Consider the following 19694-nt stretch of genomic DNA (forward strand, 5'->3'; position numbering starts at 1 on the left):
GCCTGCGGCCGCGGGGGCAGAGCCCCCCGCGCCCTCAGCCGCCGAAGACGCGGGCGAAGATCGTGTCCACATGTTTGGTGTGATAGCCCATGTCGAACTTCTCGTTGATGCCGTCGACGCCAAGCGCCGCCACCACCTCCTCGTCCGCCAGCAGCAGCTCGCGGAAATCGAGACGTTCTTCCCAGACCTTGAGCGCGTTGCGCTGGACCATGGAATAGGCATCCTCGCGGCTGACGCCTGCCTGTGTCAGCGCCAGGAGCACCCGCTGCGACATCACGAGACCGGGGAACTTGTTCATGTTGTCGAGCATGTTCTGCGGATAGATGATCATCTTCTCGACCACCCCGGCGAGACGGTTCAGCGCAAAATCGAGCGTGATCGTCGCGTCCGGCGCGATGCCGCGTTCCACCGAGCTGTGCGAGATGTCGCGCTCGTGCCAGAGCGCCACGTTCTCCATGGCCGGGATCACCGTCATCCGCACCAGCCGGGCAAGGCCGGTCAGGTTTTCGGTCAGCACCGGGTTCTTCTTGTGCGGCATGGCCGAAGAGCCCTTCTGCCCCATGGAGAAGAATTCGGCGCCTTCCAGCACCTCGGTGCGCTGCATGTGGCGGATCTCGATGGCGACGTTCTCGATGCTCGAGGCGATGACGCCCAGCGTGGCGAAGAACATGGCGTGGCGGTCGCGCGGGATGACCTGCGTGCTGATCGGCTCGGGGGTGAGGCCCAGCATCTTGCAGACATGCTCCTCGACCGCCGGGTCGATATTGGCGAAGGTGCCGACGGCGCCCGAGATGGCGCCGGTCGCGATTTCTTCGCGGGCACGCTCGAGCCGGGCCTTGTTGCGGTCCATTTCGGCATAGAAGCGCGCGAAGGTGAGCCCCATGGTGGTGGGCTCGGCATGGATGCCGTGGCTGCGGCCCACGCGCACCGTGTCCTTGTGTTCATAGGCGCGGCTCTTGAGCGCGGCGAGCAGCTTGTCCATGTCGGCAAGCAGGATGTCGGCGGCGCGCACCAGCTGCACGTTCAGGCAGGTGTCGAGCACGTCCGAACTGGTCATGCCCTGATGCACGAAGCGCGCCTCGTCGGAGCCCACATGTTCGGCGAGATGGGTCAGGAAGGCGATGACGTCATGTTTGGTCACGGCCTCGATCTCGTCGATGCGGGCCACGTCGAACTCCACGTCGCGGGCTTTCCAGACCGCCTCGGCATTGGCGCGGGGGATGACGCCCAGATCGGCCTGCGCGTCGCAGGCATGCGCCTCGATCTCATACCAGATGCGGAACTTGGTGGCGGGATCCCAGATCGCGGTCATTTCGGGGCGGGCATAACGGGGGATCATGGGCGGTCCTCGGATGGCTTGCGTGGGGTTTGCGCGCGTCATAGGGCTTGGGGGCCGTCGCGGCAAGGGTCCGGCGGCAGGCCGGGGGCGCTGCCCCCGGACCCCCGGGATATTTTTGGTCAGAAGAAGGGCAGGACGGTGCACGGGCTGGAGGCATTTCTGGGAGAGTGGCGGCTTGACCGTGACATCCGCCATGGCGATGGCAGCAGCGCGCGGTTCGAGGGGCGCGCGGTCTGGCGCCGGGACGGGGCGGGGGCGGTCTGCGAGGAGGCGGGCGAGCTGATCCTGCCGCAGGGCCGGTTCCGGGCCGAACGGCGCTACCTCTGGGGGGAGGATCTGGTGGTGCGCTTCGAGGACGGGCGGTATTTCCATCAGGTGCCGCCCGAGGGCGGGCACGCGGCGCATTGGTGCGATCCCGACCAGTATGACGTGTGGTACGAGTTTGCGCTCTGGCCGGTCTGGACGGCGCGCTGGCGGGTCGGCGGGCCGCGCAAGGATTACGAGATGCTGTCGCGCTACGCGCGGGGCTGAGCCCGGTCCGGTATGCGGTGGTATTCTTGTAATCGCATGAAAAACATGATGTATTTATCCTGCCTGTCTGGTTAGTCTGCTGCGACACAGCGGAGCCGGACCATGCCCCCGATCGACGATCACCCCTTGCGTTACCAGCTGGCGAACGAGCTGCATGCGCGGCCCTTTCCGTCGCTGGGCGTGCCCTGCCGCGCGGTCTATCTGGCGATCAAGAAGGAGCGCGATGCCGCCTCGCGCGACCGGGCGCAGGATCTGGCGCATCTGCGCGCGCTGCTGGACCGGCATGGCGCGCCGCATCCCCAGCCCGGCGCCACGCATTATTCCGGGCAGATCGGGCAGGCGGTGGTGAAATGGGAGCAGCATACCGAGTTTGTCACCTATACCGCCTTTCTGCCCGGGCTGGGGGCGCGGCCCTTTGATCCGGCGGATTTTGGCGTCTTTCCCGAGGACTGGCTGGCGGAGGCGTCGGGGGTCCGGGTGACTTCGGCCCTGATCCGGGTGGTGCCGCGGCCAGAGGCGGCGCGGATCAATGCCGATCTGGAAGACTGGCTGGTGGCGGACAGCGTGGCGGTAAGCCGGATGCTGGATGACGCGCTGGTGGTGGCCGGGGATTTCCGCATCGATCCGGCCGGGCACCAGCGTTTTGCGGTCTTTGTCAGCGACGGCGTGGGCGCGCGCCGGGTGGGGCGCGTGGTGCAGCGCATCTGCGAGATCGAGGTCTACAAGACCATGTCGATGCTGGGCTTCACCCGGGTCAGCGCCATCGGTGCCCGGTTGACCGAGATCGACGCGCAGCTGACCCATCTGATGACCGAGATGACCCATGGCACCGCCCCCGAGGAGGAGACGCTGCAGGCGCTGCTGCGGGTGAGTTCGGAACTGGAGACGCTGTCGGCGCAGACCGCGTTCCGGCTGTCGGCCACCGCGGCCTATGAGGCGCTGGTGACCGGGCGCATCGCGGTGCTGCGCGAGGAGCGCTTCGAGGGGCGGCAGAGTTTCCGCGAATTCATGGCGCGGCGCTTTGATCCGGCCATGCGCACGGTGAAAAGCGCGGAGAAGCGGCTGGAGGCGATGTCGGCCCGGGCGATGCGGGCGGGCGAGCTGCTGCGCACCCGGGTGGAGGTGAAACGCTCGGCGCAGAATCAGGAAATTCTGGCCAGCATGGACCGCCGCGCCGATCTGCAGCTGCGGCTGCAGACCACGGTGGAGGGGCTGTCGGTGGTGGCGATCAGCTATTACGCGCTGTCGCTGGTGGGCTACCTTTTGTATCCGGTCGCGGATTTTCTGGGCATGTCCAAGGGGATGCTGACGGCGCTGGCGGTGGCACCGGTGGTGCTGGCGGTCTGGGTGATGGTGCACCGGATCCGGCACCGGGTGGAACGGCAGGGCTGACCGGGCCCTGCGCGCCGGATGCTGCGCCGCTGCGCGCCAAACGGGCGGCGGTGGCGCCGGGGGGTGGCGCCGGCCCCTTGGGGGCTTGTGATCGGCGCGCGGGCAGGGCTAGGTCAGGGCAGATGACCGAAGGATGCCCCATGACTTCCCGCCTTTCCCCGCGCGAGATCCTTGCGCAGCTCGTGACCTTTCCCACTGTCAGCACCGGCAGCAATCTTGATCTGATCGACTGGGTCGAGGGCTATCTGGCCGCGCATGGCATTGCCGCAGAGCGCACAGCCAAGCCCTCCGAGCCCGATCTGAAGGCCGCTCTTTTTGCCCATGTCGGGCCGGAGGTGCCGGGGGGCGTGGTTCTGTCGGGCCATACCGATGTGGTGCCGGTGGCGGGGCAGGTCTGGTCCAGCGATCCCTTCGTGATGACCGAACGCGACGGGCGGCTTTACGGGCGCGGCACCACCGACATGAAGGGCTTCGACGCGCTGGCGATCTGGGCCATGGTCGAGGCACGGGCGCGCGGCGTGACCCGCCCGCTGCAGCTGGCGCTGAGCTATGACGAAGAGATCGGCTGCACCGGCGCGCCGGATCTGGTGGCGGCAATGGCGGCGCTGCCGCAGGCCAGTGCGGTGATCGTGGGCGAGCCCACGCTGCTGCGCCCGGTCACGGCGCATAAGGGCGGCATCAGCTTCGAGGTGCATGTGCATGGGGTGGAGGTGCATTCCTCGATCCTTGAACGCGGCGTGTCGGCGATCATGTGGGGCGCCAAGCTTATCGAGTGGTGCAATGCGGTGAATGCCGAAAACGCCGCCCTGCCGCCGGGGCCGCTGGCGGTGCTGTTCGATCCGCCCTGGACCAATGTGCATGTGGGCCAGATCCGCGGCGGCACGGCGCAAAACATCACCGCCAAGGACTGCGTGTTCACGCTGGGGTTCCGCGTGGTGCCGGGCGAGGATGCTGCGGACTGGCGCGCCCGGCTGGAGGCGAAGGTGGCCGAATTGCAGGCGCAGATGCAGGCGGTGCAGCCCGCCGCCCGGATCGAGCTGCGCGACACCTTCCATCTGCCGACCTTTGCCCCGGCCCCGGGCAATGCCGCCGAAGAACTGGTGCGGCGCATCACCGGCGACAATGCCATCCGCCATGTCAGCTACGGCACCGAGGCCAGCCATTTTCAGGCGGGCGGCTATGATGTGGTGGTCTGCGGTCCGGGCGATATCGGCATCGCCCACCAGCCCGACGAATATCTGGAGATCGCGCAGCTGGAAGCCGGGCAGCAGTTCATGGAGCGGCTCCTGGAGCAGCTGGCATGAGCTTTCCGTTTCAGGACGTGATCCCGCGCGAACACGAGGCAGCGCTGCCAGAGGCCTGTGATCTGGTGGTGATCGGCGCGGGCGTCATCGGCATCTGCACGGCACTTTATGCGGCACGGGCCGGGCTGCGGGTGCTGGTGCTGGAAAAGGGCCGGGTGGCGGCAGAGCAAAGCTCGCGCAACTGGGGCTGGATCCGGGTGCAAGGCCGGGACATGGCCGAGATCCCCGTGGCGCTGGAGGCGCAGCGGCTCTGGTCCGCGCTGGAGGCCGAGTGCGGCGGGCGGCTGGGGCTGCGCACCGTGGGCGTGGGCTATCTGGCGCGCAGCGACAAGGACATGGCCGCCTTCGGCAGCTGGCTGGAGGAGGCAAAGCCGCTTGGCGTCAGCTCGCGCCTGCTGGACCGGGCCGAGACGGCGGCGCTGACCGGGGCGGCGGACAGCCCGTGGTGCGGCATGCTGCACACCCCCACCGACATGAAGGGCGAACCATGGACCGCCGTGCCGGAACTGGCGCGGCTGGCCGTGGCCGAAGGGGTCACGATCCGTGAAGGCTGTGCGGTGCGCGGGCTCGATATTGCCGCAGGGCAGGTGGCGGGCGTGGTGACAGAGGCGGGGCGGGTGCGCGCGCCCCGGGTCGTGCTGGCGGGGGGCGCGTGGTCCTCGCTGTTCCTGCGCCGCCATGGTGTGGATCTGCCGCAGCTGTCGGTGCGCTCGACCGCCATGGCGACGGGGCCGCTGCCGCAGGCGGTGCCGCTGGCGGCGGTGGATGACCGGCTCGCCTTCCGCCCGCGTGCCGATGGCGGCTATACGCTGGCGCCTTCGGGCTGGTCGGAGCTGATGCTGGGGCCGGACACGCTGCGTCACATGCGCCATTACCTGCCGCTGGCGCTGAAGGGCGAGTTCGACGTGCATCTGCGCGCGCCCGCGCCGCGCGGCTATCCCGATGCGTTCGGCACGCCCCGGCGCTGGCGCGACGAGGAGCAGACCCCGTTCGAGCGGATGCGCATCCTGTCGCCCGAGCCCGCCGCCGCCAAGGTCGAGGCGACCCGCGCCGCCTTTGCCGCGCAGTTCCCGCAGATGGGCGAGGTGGCGCTGGCGGCGTCATGGGCGGGGATGATCGACGTGCTGCCCGATGTGGTGCCGGTGGTGGATCACGTCGCGGCCCTGCCCGGGCTCATCGTCGCCACCGGCATGTGCGGCCATGGGTTCGGCATAGGGCCGGGCTTTGGCCGGGTGGTGGCAGATATGGTGCAGGACAACGCACCGGGGCATGATCTGGCCCGGTTCCGCCTGTCGCGTTTCAGCGACGGGTCAAAACTTGTGCCCGGGCCGAACCTCTAGCCGCCTGACGCAGCGGCGCCGGGCGGGCGGGTTGCGGGCCGCCGCAGCCGGTGGCAGGGTCGCGCGCATCATGATCCAAGGAGACCGACATGCCCGTGAAGAACCGCTTTGCCGAACTGCAGACAGAGATCACCGCCTGGCGGCGGGATCTGCACGAGCATCCCGAGATCCTGTTCGACACCCATCGCACGGCGGGGCTGGTGGCAGAACGGCTGCGGGCCTTTGGCTGTGACGAGGTGGTGGAAGGCATCGGGCGCACCGGCGTGGTGGGCGTGATCAAGGGCCGCGCGCAGGGCTCGGGCCGGGTCATCGGCCTGCGCGCCGACATGGACGCGCTGTCGATCCTTGAAGAAACCGGGCTGGATTACGCCTCCAAGACGCCGGGGGCAATGCATGCCTGCGGCCATGACGGCCATACCGCCATGCTGCTGGGGGCGGCGAAATATCTGGCCGAGACGCGGAATTTCGACGGCACGGCGGTGGTGATCTTCCAGCCCGCCGAAGAAGGCGGCGGCGGCGGGCGCGAGATGTGCGAGGACGGGCTGATGGCGCGCTGGGGCATTCAGGAAGTCTACGGCATGCACAACTGGCCGGGTGTGCCGCTGGGGCAGTTCGCCATCCGTCCGGGGCCGTTCTTTGCCGCAACGGACGTGTTCGAGGTCAAGATCACCGGGCGTGGCGGCCATGCCGCCAAGCCGCACGAGACGGTGGACCCCACCGTGGCCGCAGCGCAGATCGTCACGGCCCTGCAGACCATCGCCAGCCGCAACGCCGATCCGGTGAGCCAGATCGTGGTCTCGGTCACCTCGTTCGAGACCTCGTCCAAGGCGTTCAACGTCATTCCGCAGTCGGTGACGCTGCGCGGCACGGTGCGCACGCTGTCCCCCGAGAACCGCGATCTGGCGGAGACCCGGATCGCCGAGATCTGCACCGGCATGGCAACGGCGCTGCGGACAGAGGCCGAGGTGGAATATACCCGCAACTATCCGGTCATGGTGAACCATGACGAGCAGACCGACTTTGCCGCCGAGGTGGCGCGGGCCGTGTCCGGCGACTGCGCCGAGGCGCCGCTGGTGATGGGCGGCGAGGATTTCGCCTTCATGCTGGAGGAACGTCCCGGCGCCTATATCCTTGTGGGCAACGGCGACACCGCCCCGGTGCATCACCCCGCCTATAATTTCAACGACGAGGCCATCCCCGCCGGCTGTTCATGGTGGGCGGAGATCGTCGAACGGCGCATGCCCGCCGCCTGAGCGCGGCAAGGGCCATGCGGCAGGAGGGGGCTCTGCCCCCTCTTGGCCTGCGGCCAATTCACCCCCGGGATATTTAGGCCAAGAAGAAGCGCCGCCCGCTCAGGGCTGTGCATCCGCTTTGGGAGTCGCATGCGGGGAGCGAGGGGTGGGCCGCGCGGGCAGGTTGGTCTCTCCATGCGGGTCCGGCGTCAGGCGTCCTGCCGTGGGGCGCGGGCGGCGGCCTTTGTTGGGTGCGTCGGGGTGCGGCGCCTTACCAGCCTTTGCGGAAAGTCACCACCTTCGCCTCTGACGCCTTGGGGTAATAGCTGAGCCCGGCGCGGTGCATCGCGTCGAACACCGCCTGCACCCCGGCCTGACCGATCCATTGCGGGTGCAGTTCGATCACCGCCACCCGCAGCCCGGACCAGTCGCCCGCGGGCAGCAGATCCGCCTCGGCGCCTTCGATGTCGCAGACCAGCACCGTGGGGCACATTTGGGCCAGCACCTTGGCCAGCGGCTGGCGCGGCACCTGCACGGTCCGGGTGATGCTGTCGGGATCGCTGTCGCGGTCCATGGAGGAGGCGAGCAGGTTGCGCCGCACATGGAAGGCCACCGGCGGGCCCGGCTCCGGCGACAGGAGCGCGTTGTGCAGATCGACATTGGTCACGCCATTGGCGGCATGCACCGAGCGGATATAGGGGATCAGGGCCGGATTGGCCTCGTAGCTGGTGACGCGGGCCACGCGGCGGGTCACCGACAGCAGCGTCGACATGTAGCCGATGCCGCCGCCCAGTTCCAGAACCACGTCGCCCTCCTGCACCACGCGGGCGACGGCATCGCATTCCTTGCGCTCGTAACTGTCGCTGCGCAGGGCGGCGCGCAGGCGGCCCGTGGTGATCTGCGGATGTTTGGGGATCAGCAGCCCGCGCGAGCGCAGGAAGGGGCTGCGGGGGGCGGCGGGGTCCATCGCTCAGCTTTCCATGTCGAGGGAGAGCGCGTAGGCCGCCCGTTCGGTGGGGGTCAGGCGCAGCGCCAGCGCCTGTGCGCGCAGGCGGGCAAAATCGGGGAGGCCGCGCAGTTCGGCGGCGCGGGCGCGGTGCCAGTCAAGCCCGTGCGCGTGCCAGCGCGCAAGTACGGGATCGGCCAGCAGCCGCGCCATTTCGGCCCGGAGCCGGGGCAGGTTGCGGCGGATGGTGACGTCGCGCGCGCCGGACCAGTCCATGCGGATCCAGTAGTTCAGCCCGATGTCGCGGTCCACATGCAGGGCGCGCCCGCGCTGCCGCTTGATCAGGAAACTGTCGGCGGAGCGCAGCGCGTAATGGTTGAGCTGCACCAGATCATAGCCGATGGAGCGGCGGGAATTGCGCCAGCCCCGGTGCAGCACCTCCCCGGTCATGTCCGCGCCCGATCCGTTCACCCAGCGCACCTGTGCGGCCTGATCCGGATCCAGCTTGGTGGGGCGGTGGCAGGACAGCTTGGCATAGGCGCCGGTGGTGCGGGACAGCGTCTTGAACCCCCATGCGATATGCGGCTTGGGGCAATAGGCGGGGGCGCAGTCAGTGAACTGCGCGATCACCGGATCGCCGGACAGATCGGTGACGCCGCCATGACCGAACAGCCGCCACGTCATTGCCACATGGGTGGTTTCCGCAGGCAGGCGCGCGAAAAGATCGTTAAGCGTGCCGTTGCCGCAGCGCAGGTTGATGAATTCGTCCACGTCGATATGGGCGATCCAGCCCGCCTGCCGCAGCAGCGGCTCGTCGCGCGCCTGATCCAGCGCGTGCTGCTGCGGGGATTTGCCCTGCCATGCGCTGTTGTCGCGATGCTGCAGCACCCCCATGGCCTGCAGCCGGTCAAGGATCTGCGCCGTGCCATCCTCGCAGTCATTGCTGTAGATCAGGAAGCTGTCGAAGCCGATGGCGCGGTGATAGGCGACCCATTCGACGATATAGGGCGCCTCGTTCTTCATGCAGCCGACGATCACCCGCGCCGCCGTGGCGTCGGGCCGGGGCGGGCGCGGCACGGCGGAATAGGCGGGCGCCTCTGCCGTCTCGTCGCAGGTGCCGAGCCGGTTATGCGGGGCAAAGGGGGTTCCGGCCAGCCGCTCCAGCGCCTGCTGCGCCTCGGGCGGCAGCGCGCTTCTGGCGGCGGGCGGCGGGCCTGCCTGCCCGAGCCTTGGCGCGAAGGCCATCAGATATTGTGTGGCGCGAAAGCCGTAGAGCGGATCCGCCTCCTGCCAGTCGGGCAGCGCCGGATCGGGGGACATGCGCGCGGCGTCAAGCCCGGCATGGCGGGCACAGAGCGCGGCAATGTCGGGCGCAAAGCGCGCCGACACGGCATGCAGCGCACCGGGGGCCAGCGCCGGGCCCGCCACCCGGATCTCGGTCAGCAGGCTGTGCCAGAGCGGCGGCGGCAGGCTCTGGCCATGGCGTGCCTGATGGCGCTGCAGCGCGTCGTTCATCAGGCGGCAGCGCGTCAGCCATGCTTCGGCGGGGGCTTCCGGCAGCGGCTCCGGCCTGCTGCGCCCGGTCAGGCGAAGACCGAAGGCCGCGCCGATCTCCGCCAAGGCATCAGGTCCGTAAAGCCGGTGCGGATCAGTGCTGCAGAACCGCACCCGGTCCGCGCCGAACACCGCCTGCCATTCCGCCTCCAGCCGGGCGAAATCCAGCCAGAACGGCGCACCCTCCACCTCGGGGAAGCGTCCTGCCAGCGGATCGGCGGCGGGGCGGCCCGCCAGCGCCGCCTGCCACCAGTCGGGCACGGCACAAAGCGCCAGATCCTGCGCCAGCGACGTGCTGCGCCCCGCCACCAGCTGCGCCGCGTAGTGCCGTGCCAGCAGCCGCGCGGGATCATCAAGATGCGCCAGCACGTGAATGTCATCCGACAGGGGCCGCAGCAGATCGCGCAGGCTCTGCAGCTCGGCGCGCGAGCAGAGCCCCGATCCCAGCTGCGGGGCCGACAGGATCAGCAGATCGGGCCGGTGCTGCGCCACCTCTTCCTGCAGCTGGCGCGCGATCTGCTGGCGCAGCGCCGCCTGGGCCTCGGGCGCGCCAAAGCCCTGCTGCACCCGCAGCCGGTCGATCCGCTGCGGATCGCTGGCCGCCATGGCAAGCCGCGCCGCCCCGCGCGGGCCGTGGTCGCGGGGCAGCAGCGCGCCCGCCGCGCGCAGCGCCTCCTGCGCCTCGGCCAGAACGCGGGCCAGCCGGTCGCCCGTGGCCCTGTCCGGCCCGATCTGCAGAACGATCCTCATGCGCGTCCCGATGCTGTCTGGCGGTTGCTGTTGGCCGTGCCCCACCACGGCAGGCTGAGGCCCAGATGGGCCCCAAGGCGCGCGGGGGCGGTGGGATCGCTTGTGTCATAGGCCAGAAACCGGGGATCCCCGGCAAACATCCGGTGCAGGAAGGCATGATGCGCCGCGATCCACTGCGCGCGCTCCAGCCGGGTTTCGCCATAGCCGCGCGGCAGGCCCGGCACCGAGCCCTGCGGCAGCCGGTCGGTGCCCAGATCGGACCAGCGCAGCATGGACTGCGCCATCTCACCCGGATCGCGCATCGAGGCGACAAAGCGCAGATCCGGGTGGCGGATGCGCAGCGCCTCGATCAGGCCGAAATCGGTCTGCGGCCACAGGTTGAGCCGCCGCGTCAGCACCGAGATCTCTGACAGCGCGTCAAAGCCCTGCAGCCGGAGCAGCGGATCGCCCGCGCCGAAATAGCCGTCATAAAGCTGCCGCGCCACGAAACTGCCCGCGATGTCGGGATCGGGGCATTTGCCGCGCCGCAGCCGGTAATCCGCCACGCGCCAGCCCGCCTTCTCCAGCGCCACCGCCAGCGTGGTCGTGCCGCTTTTGGGCAGGCCAAGGTTGATGACCCGCACCGTCATGCCAGCCCCAGCTCGGCGCGCAGTTCAGCCTCGCCGGGGGGCAGGGCGGGCAGGGCTGAGAGACGCGCGCGCAGGGCCGCGGTGGCGGGATCGGCGGCCAGTGCCGCGATCGTGGCGCGATGGGCCGCGACGCAGGCGGCATGGCACGGCCCCAGCCGGGGATCGGCCTTCATCTTGGCAAGCGCTGCGGTCAGGGCGGGCAGATGGCGCTGGATCGACAGATCCTGCCATGCGGGATCGTTGCGCTCCTGCCAGTAGTCTTCGGCAAAGACCCGGCCCGCGCGGTTCACGTCGCCCCGGTCGGATTTCACCAGATAGCTGTCCAGCGAACGCAGCGCGTAATGGTTGAGCGTCGCGAGCTGCCGCGCCCCTGCCGCCGGAACCCGCAGCCGCCAGCGGGGGGAGGCCGCATCGCGGAACACCTCCGGCACCGCGCGCCCCGATCCGTCACACCAGCGCGGCCGCTCCTCGCCGGGCAGCCCGGTGCGGAAAAACGGCCGGTGGGCGCCGTAATACCATAGCGGAAAATCGCGCCGCACCAGTGTCTTGACCTCGATCGCCGTTTCCGCCCCCCACAGATCCGGATTGTGCGAGCGGGAAAACTGCCCGATCACCGGGGCATCGGAAAAGGCCCCGATCCCGTCATTGGCAAAGAACTGGAAGCTGACGGAAATCGCCATCACGTCGCCGCAGGCGGCAATCAGTGCCGCGATGTCATGACCCGGCGCATGGATGTTCAGAAACTCGTCCACATCCGCGATCCAGACCCAGTCGGCGCCCCGCACCACCTCCTGCCGCGCGGCATGGCGCAGCGCCTCCATCTGATAGCTGCGGCCCCGGGCGGGATTGGGCAGATGCACCACGCCCCAAGGCGCCAGCGCGTCCAGCAGCGGCTCGGTGCCATCGTCGCAGTCGTTGGAATAGATCAGAAAATCGGTGACGCCGATCAGCCGGTGAAAGGCCACCCATTCCAGCAGGAAGGGGCCTTCGTTTTTCACGCATGTCACCGCGGTCACGCGCGGCGCGCCGCCCCTGCTGCTCATGACCGTTCCCGTGCCCGCCTGAAGGGGCCCCCTTGGGGGCCCTTGCGCCTCGGGGCCAGCATGGCACCGGCGGCGCCGCGCGTCAACGCGGCGGCGGATCCGCGACCAAAGCCCACTTGACCGGGGCGCGGCAGGCGGGCAGCAACAAAGACAGAGGAGGACCGCCATGCAGAACCCCGCATCCATCGACGAGGTCGTGACCCGACTGGCCTCAACCGGCTATGTCTGCGCCCGGCCCTTGGCCACGGTGGTGTTTCTGGCGCTGCGCCTTGGCCGCCCGCTGTTTCTGGAAGGCGAGGCAGGCACCGGCAAGACCGAGATCGCCCGCGCGCTGGCCCTGACGCTGGGCCGCCGCCTGATCCGGCTGCAATGCTACGAAGGGCTCGACGCCAGCACCGCCGTCTATGAATGGAACTTCGCCGCGCAGATGATCGCCATCCGCACCGCCGAGGCGCAGGGCACCCCCGACCGCAAGGCGCTGCAGCAGGATCTGTTCGGCCCCGACTTTCTGATCGAACGCCCGCTGCTGCAGGCCATGCGCCCCGATCCCGCCGGCGCCCCGGTGCTGCTGATCGACGAGCTTGACCGCACCGACGAACCCTTCGAGGCCTTCCTGCTGGAGGCGCTGTCGGATTTTCAGGTGACCATCCCCGAGCTTGGCACGATCACGGCCCCCGAGCCCCCCATCGTCATCCTGACCTCCAACCGCACGCGCGAGGTGCATGACGCGCTGAAACGTCGCTGCCTGTATCACTGGGTCGATTACCCGGATTTTGACCGCGAACTCGACATCCTGCAGACCCGCGCGCCGGGACTGGCCGACACGCTCAGCCGCCAGATCGTCGGCTTCGTGCAGGCGCTGCGCACCGAGGACATCTTCAAGAAACCGGGCGTGGCCGAAACCATCGACTGGGCCAAATGCCTGCTGGCGCTCGACGTGATCGACCTGTCGCCGCAGGTGATCTCCGACACGCTGGGGGCGATCCTCAAATATCAGGATGACATTGCCCGCATTCAGGGCTCCGAGGCGAAGCGCCTGCTGGAACAGGCCCGCGCCATGCCCGTCCCGACCTGACCCGCGCCCCTTCCTTCGGCCAGAAATATCCCGGGGGTCCGGGGGCAGCGCCCCCGGTCCGGCCCCAGCCCAAAGGCACAGCCCATGCCCGATTACGCCCCGCTTTCCCTGCCGGACCAGCCCCGGCTTGCCCAGAACATCCTGCATTTCGCCCGCGCCCTGCGCCGGGCCGGGCTGCCGGTGGGGTCGGGGCGGGCGATCGACGCGGTGCGCGCGGTGGAGGCGGCAGGCTTCACCGACCGGATGGATTTCTACTGGACGCTGCACGCCTGTTTCGTCAGCCGCCCCGAACATCGGGTGGTCTTTGCGCAGGTGTTCCGGCTCTACTGGCGCGATCCGCGCTATCTTGAACACATGATGTCGCTGCTGCTGCCCTCGGTCCGTGGCGTGCAGGAGGAAAAACCGGCGCAATCCGCCGAAAAGCGCGCGGCACAGGCGCTTCTGGGCGACAGCCTGCCGCAGATGCCCGACCCCGAGGACGAGGGCGCCACCCGCATCGAGGTGGACAGCGCCTTTACCCTTTCGACCGAGGAACGGCTGAAGACCCTCGATTTCGAACAGATGTCCACCGAGGAGATCGCGCAGGCCAAGCGCATGCTGGCCCGGCTGAGCCTGCCGGTCACCCCCATCGCCTCGCGCCGGGGCAAACCCAGCCCGCATGGGCCGCGCATCGATGCGCGCCGCACCCTGCGCGCGGCGCTGCGGCAGGGCGGCGAGGTGCGCGGGCTTGCCCGTCTGCGCCCGCGTCCGCGCTGGCCCAATCTGGTAGTGCTCTGCGACATCTCGGGCAGCATGGCGCAATATTCCCGCATGGTGCTGCATTTCCTGCATGCCGTCGCCAACCAGAAGGGGCAGGGCTGGGCCAAGGTGCATGCCTTCACCTTCGGCACGCGGCTGACCAACATCACCCGCCACCTGCGCGCCCGCGATGTCGACGCGGCGCTGAGGGCGGCAGGGTCAGAGGCGCAGGACTGGAAGGGCGGCACCCGCATCGGGCAATGCCTGCACGGCTTCAACCGGGACTGGTCGCGCCGGGTGACCGGGCAGGGCGCGGTGGTTCTGCTGATCACCGACGGGCTTGACCGCGACGATGCCGGGGCCCTCTCGCGCGAGATGGAGCGGCTGCACCTCTCCTCGCGCCGTCTGATCTGGCTCAACCCGCTGCTGCGCTGGGACGGCTTCGCGCCGAAGGCGGCGGGCATCCGCGCCATGCTGCCGCATGTGGACAGCTTCCGTGCGGGCCATTCCATCGCCTCGCTGGAGGATCTGGCGCAGGCGCTGTCGCGTCCCGATGACCATGGCGACCGCGACCGGCTGCTGCGCATGATCGAGACTGCCCCCGGGGAGAAGTGAACTTTTTCCGCATCTGCCGCGTTTAGAAGCAAACCGCGTCCGCGCGGGGAACCATAAGGATGATGCCATGACGCTGCGTTTTCTGAAATCCACCACAGCCCTTGCGCTGGCCGCCAGTCTGACGCTGCCCGTCGCGGCCCAGCAGGCCGAGCAGGCCGCCCCGGAACTCAGCGCCTGTGCCGAAGCGCAGGATCCCGAAGCCTGCCGCGCCGCCGCCGAAGGCACTGCCGCGCCCGAGGGTCTGCCCGCAGGGGAGGCGGTGGAAGGGGAGGCGGCCACGCCCGCCGACGCGCTCCCGGATGCCGCAGCACAGGACGCCCCCGACAGCGAAAGCGAGGCGGTCGAGGATCTGCGCGAGATGAAGGACGACGCCGCCACCCGCGACGAGGTGCAGGCGACGCCCGAGACGCCGGAGCAGGAGGCGCCCGCCGCTGACGCGGAGGCCGAGGCGGAGGCGGAGGTCGAGGTTGCCCCCGGGCAGCAGGCGACCCCGGACGCGCAGGCACCCGCAGAGGAGGCCGCGCCCGAAGTGACCGCAGAGCAGCCCGCCCCCGAGGCGGCACCGGACGCCGCACCCACCGAAGCGCCCGCTCCGGAAATCGCCGTCCCCGAGGCAGAGAATGCGCCCGAGGCGGCTGAGACCGAAGCTGAGGGCACTGCCGAAGACACCGCCAGCCCCGAGGCGGAGCAGGAGACGGCGGAGCAGCCCGCCCCAGAGGCAGAGCAGGAGACCGCAGAGCAGCCCGAGGCTGAGGACACGCCCGAGCAGCAGGCCGCCCCGGAACAGGCCCCCGCGACCCAGAACACCGAAGCCGAAGAGACTGCGGAACAGCCCGCCAGCCCCGAGACGCCGGAAGAGACCGAAGAGACCGCAGAGCAGCCCGCCCCCGACGCGCAGGACGAGGCCGAGCAGGCTGAGGCCGAGGCTGAATCCGACGAAGACAAGGACGCGCGTCAGGCTGAGTCCGCGCAGCAGACCGCCACCGGTGCGCTTGCTGCCGCTGCCGCAGCGCTGGGTCTGGGCGAGGCCGAAATGGTCGAGGAATCGCTGACCGAGGCCGATGTCCGCAGCTCTGCCGAGGATTTCGCCACCCGTCTGCAGGCCAATCCGCAGGCCCGCAGCGAAGACGACGACGATGATGACGACGACGAGGACGGGCTGTCGAATTTCGAGGCGGCCGCGATCCTTGGTCTGGGCACGCTGGCGCTGAGCCAGATCCTCAACGATGACGAACGGGTTGTGCAGAACACCGGCGACCGCGTGGTGGTGGAACAGAACGGCCAGTATCGCGTGCTGCGCAATGACGACGTGCTGCTGCGCCAGCCGGGTTCGGACGTGCAGACCTATCGCTATGATGACGGCTCGACCCGCAGCGTCGTCACCTATGACGATGGCACCGTGGTCGAAACCATCAAGGCCGCCGATGGCCGCGTGCTGCGCCGCAGCCGGGTGCTGCCGGACGGGCAGGAGGTGCTGCTGTTCGACGACACGGCAGAGCAGCGCGAAGTGGTGATCTCGGATCTGCCGCAGCAGACGGATGAACCTGCCCGGATCAATTTCCGCGACGTGCAGGAACAGGATCTGGCCGCAGCTCTTGCCACCCGTCAGGGGCAGGATGCCGGGCGCAGCTTCTCGCTGAACCAGATCCGCAACATCGACCGCGTGCGCCATCTGGTGCCCGAGATTTCGGTGGACACGGTGCAGTTCGCCACCAACTCCGCCGCGATCCGTCCCGAGGAAGCGCAGGCGCTGGTGTCGCTGGGCAATGCCATGCGCGAGATCATCCTGCAGAACCCCGGCGAGGTGTTCCTGATCGAAGGCCATACCGATGCCACCGGCGGCGAGGCCTATAACCTTGCGCTGTCGGACCGGCGCGCCGAATCCGTGGCGCTGGCGCTGAGCGAATATTTCGACGTGCCGCCGGAAAACATGGTGCTGCAGGGCTATGGCGAAAGCGATCTGGCGGTGGAAACGCAGGCGGATGAACGCGCCAACCGCCGCGCCGCCGTGCGCCGCATCACCCCGCTGCTGCAGCCGCGCAGCTGACCGCCAGCATAGCACAGAAAAACGCCCCCGCAGCCTCTGCGGGGGCGTTCTGCTGTCCGGGACAGGCGCTGCGGATCAGCCGCCGGTATGGCTCATGTGGCGGGAGACGCGGCCATCGACGGCCTGCCGCGAATAGTCGAAATCATGGCCCTTGGGCTTGCGGGCGATGGCGTCGCGGATCGTCTGTTCCAGCACGTCATCGCTGCCGGGATGGTTGCGCAGCGGCGCGCGCAGGTCGGCATTGTCTTCCTGCCCCAGACACATGAACAGCTCGCCGGTGCAGGTCAGCCGCACCCGGTTGCAGCTTTCGCAGAAATTATGGGTGAGCGGGGTGATGAAGCCGATCTTCTGCCCGGTCTCTTCCAGCCGGACATACCGCGCAGGCCCGCCCGTGCGCTCTGCCAGATCGGTAAGCGAATACTGCCGGCCCAGCGTGGCGCGCAGATCCTTCAGCGGCCAGTATTGCCCCAGCCGGTCCTCGTTGCCGATGTCGCCCATGGGCATGACCTCGATCCATGTCAGGTCGATGTTCCGGCTGGCGCACCATTCGGTCATGCTGAACAGCTCGTCCTCGTTGAAGCCCTTCAGCGCGACGGCGTTCAGCTTGACCCGCAGGCCCGCCGCCTGCGCCGCGTCGATGCCGCGCAGCACCTGCGGCAGACGGCCCCAGCGGGTGATGTCGGCGAATTTCTTTTCGTCCAGCGTATCGAGCGAGACATTGATCCGCCGCACGCCCGCATCCCAAAGCGGCTGCGCGAAGCGTTCCAGCTGCGAGCCATTGGTGGTGACGGTCAGCTCCTTCAGCGCGCCGCTGTCCAGATGCCGGGTCATGGCGCGGAAAAACGTCATGATGTCGCGCCGCACCAGAGGCTCGCCCCCGGTGATGCGCAGTTTTTCCACGCCAAGCCGCACGAAGCTGGAACAGAGCCGGTCCAGCTCTTCCAGCGTCAGCAGGTCTTTCTTGGGCAGAAAGGTCATGTTTTCCGACATGCAGTAGACACAGCGGAAATCGCACCGGTCCGTCACGGAAACGCGCAGGTAGGAAATCGGGCGAAGGAAGGGGTCTATGAGCGGGGTCATGTCAGGGAATGTAGGCGCGTTCCCGCCGCGTCACAAGCCATCTGCGCATTGTCAGCTTGGGACAATGGTCCTAGGGTTGCGGCATGAAAGCGTTTCTTGTCCCCACCGCCCTTCTTCTGTCGGCCTGCAGCCAGCTGCCCTTTGACACGGGTCCGCAGCAGGACAGTGCCGCCGTGACCACCGCACCGCGCCCCGAGGCGCGGCCCGAAGCGCCCGCCCCGGCAGCGGGAGCCCGCACCGCCGACCAGTTCGACACCGCCAGTGCCGAGGACCGCAGCGCCGCCAGTGCCGCGCCTTCGGTGCAGGGCGACATGCTGGGCAGCACCGTCGCCTCGCTGGGGGATCCGTCGCAGCCGGGGTTCTGGCTGGAGACGCCGCTGGTCAGCGCCCCCGCCACGGGCCGCGTGCTGCATCCGGGCACCAACAAATGGGCGCGGGTCGATCTGCGGCCCATCGACGGGCCCGCCTCGGGCGGCAGCCGCATCTCGCTGTCGGCGATGCGGGTGCTTGGCGCCGACCTGACCGACCTGCCCACGGTCGAGGTTTACGCGGGCGGCTGAGGCGGCGTCACCTGCGCCTCTGCCCGGCGGTCAAGCTCGGCCACCCAGCGCGGCTGGCGGAAGCGCAGGTCGTAGATCGGCTTCTCGAACCAGCGGTAGCTGAGTTCGGCCAGCAGATAGATCAGCGGCAGGCCGATCAGCAGCAGCACATTGGACACAAGCGCGCTTTCCAGCGCGTCCTGCCCCGGCTGCACCAGCCCGGGCACCAGCTTGACCACCACCCGCACCGCCTGTGCCAGCACCCACCACACGGCGGAATGGATCAGGTAGATGCCGAAGCTGACCGTGCCCAGCCGGACAAGGAACGGATGGCTGAGCACGCGCTTGACCACCGTGTCCTCGGGCGAGGCGAAGAGCGCCAGCAGCAGCATGAAATAGACCGAGGTGAAGAGCACGCTCCAGCCATGGTCATGCGGCCATGGTCCGGTCAGCAGGATCGCCGCGACGCAGATGCAGACCACATGCAGCATCGGCACCGACAGGCGCACCCGCCCGCTGTCGAGAAGCGCCGCCAGCAGCACCCCCAGAAAGAACCCCCACAGACAGCGCGCCATGCCATAGGCGCTGTCCATCGTGTGCTGGGTCAGATAGGCGAAGGCCCCCGCCGCGATCAGCGCACAGACCCCGAGGAACAGCGGCCTGTGCCCGCGCAGCGCGTAAGCCGCCAGCGCAAACAGCCCGTAGGCCCAGAATTCGGCGGCCACCGACCAGCTGGGCTTGTTCCATGTCATGTGGTCCAGCATCAGCACATTGGTCAGAAAGACGTTGTGCAGGAAACTGTTCAGGTTGTTTTCGGCAAAGGCGGGCGTATCGGCGGCGATGCCCGCATACTGGGTGCCCGCATATTTCACCAGTTCCAGCCCGACAAAGACCAGCAGCATGACGATATGCAGCGGATAGACCCGCAGGAACCGCCCCCACAGGAAATGCACCACCCCGCCGGGCCGGTCCATCTGCGGCAGGAAGGCAAAGGAAATGACGCAGCCGGAGAGGATGAAGAAGAAATCCAGCATCATCCAGCCGTTGTTCACAAGGTTGTTGTCGATGAACACCGTGTCTCCGCCCAGATGGTAGAGCACGATGGATGTGGCGCCGAGCCCGCGCAGGGATTCAAAATAGGCGATGCGCTGGTGCAGCTGGGTCTTCCGGGTCATGCAAGATCCCCCGTCCCGTGTCGCGCAGACCGGAAAGGTGGTCTGCGCCGATCAGGCTGCGCGCAGAATAAGGCGAAATACGCGCGCTTTGCGGAATTTTGCGGGGAATTNGGGTCTTCCGGGTCATGCAAGATCCCCCGTCCCGTGTCGCGCAGACCGGAAAGGTGGTCTGCGCCGATCAGGCTGCGCGCAGAATAAGGCGAAATACGCGCGCTTTGCGGAATTTTGCGGGGAATTGCTGCGACAGGGCTTTTGGCACCGGGCGTGGCGGGGGCGCGGACCGCCCCCGCCTGCGGGTCATTCGACCGTCACCGATTTGGCAAGGTTGCGCGGCTGGTCCACATCGGTGCCCTTGGCCACCGCCG

16 protein-coding genes are annotated in these 19694 nt (G+C 68.7%); 9 read left to right on the plus strand and 7 right to left on the minus strand.

The annotated features are described in order from the left end of the window. Positions 1–34 precede the first annotated feature (34 nt). Entirely contained in the window at positions 35–1339 is a 1305-nt protein-coding gene (gene purB, locus VK682_RS19830; protein WP_324782441.1) for an adenylosuccinate lyase, read from the minus strand. A gap of 138 nt (positions 1340–1477) precedes the next feature. On the opposite strand from purB, the gene VK682_RS19835 reads away from it, so the two are divergent. From VK682_RS19835 to VK682_RS19855, 5 genes are all read left to right on the plus strand, one after another. Next, the gene (locus VK682_RS19835; RefSeq protein WP_324782442.1) at positions 1478–1870 is read left to right on the plus strand and encodes a DUF6314 family protein; all 393 of its coding nucleotides are present in this window, start codon (positions 1478–1480) and stop codon (positions 1868–1870) included. A 102-nt stretch (positions 1871–1972) separates the two neighbouring features. Beyond that, positions 1973–3262, plus strand: a complete 1290-nt coding sequence (locus tag VK682_RS19840; RefSeq protein WP_324782443.1) for a DUF3422 family protein — start codon at positions 1973–1975, stop codon at positions 3260–3262. A gap of 140 nt (positions 3263–3402) precedes the next feature. Beyond that, complete coding sequence (argE, locus tag VK682_RS19845; protein ID WP_324782444.1) at positions 3403–4566, plus strand: acetylornithine deacetylase; 1164 nt, start codon at positions 3403–3405, stop codon at positions 4564–4566. Further along, positions 4563–5906: an NAD(P)/FAD-dependent oxidoreductase gene (locus VK682_RS19850; protein ID WP_230794487.1), complete on the plus strand. Its 1344-nt coding sequence runs from the start codon at positions 4563–4565 to the stop codon at positions 5904–5906. Before argE ends, VK682_RS19850 begins: the two co-directional genes overlap by 4 nt. 89 nt (positions 5907–5995) lie before the next feature. Then, positions 5996–7159 carry a M20 aminoacylase family protein gene (locus VK682_RS19855; protein ID WP_324782445.1) on the plus strand — a complete coding sequence of 388 codons (1164 nt, stop codon included), beginning with the start codon at positions 5996–5998 and terminating at the stop codon, positions 7157–7159. A 250-nt stretch (positions 7160–7409) separates the two neighbouring features. On the opposite strand, the gene VK682_RS19860 is transcribed toward VK682_RS19855, so the two are convergent. The 4 genes from VK682_RS19860 to VK682_RS19875 are packed head-to-tail and all read right to left on the minus strand — an operon-like array spanning position 7410 to position 12060. Then, on the minus strand, positions 7410–8105 hold the full coding sequence (locus tag VK682_RS19860; RefSeq protein WP_230794488.1) for an FkbM family methyltransferase: 696 nt from the start codon (positions 8103–8105) through the stop codon (positions 7410–7412). A gap of 3 nt (positions 8106–8108) precedes the next feature. Continuing rightward, on the minus strand, positions 8109–10388 hold the full coding sequence (locus tag VK682_RS19865) for a glycosyltransferase family 2 protein (protein WP_230794489.1): 2280 nt from the start codon (positions 10386–10388) through the stop codon (positions 8109–8111). Further along, positions 10385–11017, minus strand: coding sequence for a sulfotransferase family protein (locus VK682_RS19870; RefSeq protein WP_230794490.1), 633 nt, complete (start codon positions 11015–11017; stop codon positions 10385–10387). The genes VK682_RS19865 and VK682_RS19870 overlap by 4 nt, the downstream gene beginning before the upstream one ends. Then, positions 11014–12060: a glycosyltransferase family 2 protein gene (locus tag VK682_RS19875; protein WP_230794491.1), complete on the minus strand. Its 1047-nt coding sequence runs from the start codon at positions 12058–12060 to the stop codon at positions 11014–11016. The genes VK682_RS19870 and VK682_RS19875 overlap by 4 nt, the downstream gene beginning before the upstream one ends. A 166-nt stretch (positions 12061–12226) precedes the next feature. On the opposite strand from VK682_RS19875, the gene VK682_RS19880 reads away from it, so the two are divergent. The 3 genes from VK682_RS19880 (at position 12227) to VK682_RS19890 (ending at position 16535) form a co-directional block, all read left to right on the plus strand. After that, on the plus strand, positions 12227–13135 hold the full coding sequence (locus tag VK682_RS19880; RefSeq protein WP_324782446.1) for an AAA family ATPase: 909 nt from the start codon (positions 12227–12229) through the stop codon (positions 13133–13135). A gap of 84 nt (positions 13136–13219) precedes the next feature. Then, a complete protein-coding gene (locus tag VK682_RS19885; RefSeq protein ID WP_230794493.1) occupies positions 13220–14488 on the plus strand; it encodes a vWA domain-containing protein in 1269 nt (422 codons plus the stop codon). Between the two features lie 67 nt (positions 14489–14555). Next, complete coding sequence (locus VK682_RS19890; protein WP_230794494.1) at positions 14556–16535, plus strand: OmpA family protein; 1980 nt, start codon at positions 14556–14558, stop codon at positions 16533–16535. A 75-nt stretch (positions 16536–16610) separates the two neighbouring features. Here VK682_RS19890 and moaA read toward each other — a convergent pair whose 3' ends face one another. Then, on the minus strand, positions 16611–17615 hold the full coding sequence (moaA, locus tag VK682_RS19895; protein WP_230794495.1) for a GTP 3',8-cyclase MoaA: 1005 nt from the start codon (positions 17613–17615) through the stop codon (positions 16611–16613). Positions 17616–17698: 83 nt separating this feature from the next. On the opposite strand from moaA, the gene VK682_RS19900 reads away from it, so the two are divergent. Beyond that, positions 17699–18175, plus strand: coding sequence for a hypothetical protein (locus VK682_RS19900; RefSeq protein ID WP_230794496.1), 477 nt, complete (start codon positions 17699–17701; stop codon positions 18173–18175). Here the strand turns inward: VK682_RS19900 and VK682_RS19905 are convergent. Continuing rightward, positions 18160–19329: an acyltransferase family protein gene (locus VK682_RS19905; RefSeq protein ID WP_324782447.1), complete on the minus strand. Its 1170-nt coding sequence runs from the start codon at positions 19327–19329 to the stop codon at positions 18160–18162. The genes VK682_RS19900 and VK682_RS19905 overlap by 16 nt on opposite strands. Positions 19330–19694: the final 365 nt, after the last annotated feature.

It is taken from the genome of Salipiger marinus (assembly GCF_035481585.1).
Taxonomy (GTDB): Bacteria; Pseudomonadota; Alphaproteobacteria; order Rhodobacterales; family Rhodobacteraceae; genus Salipiger; species Salipiger marinus.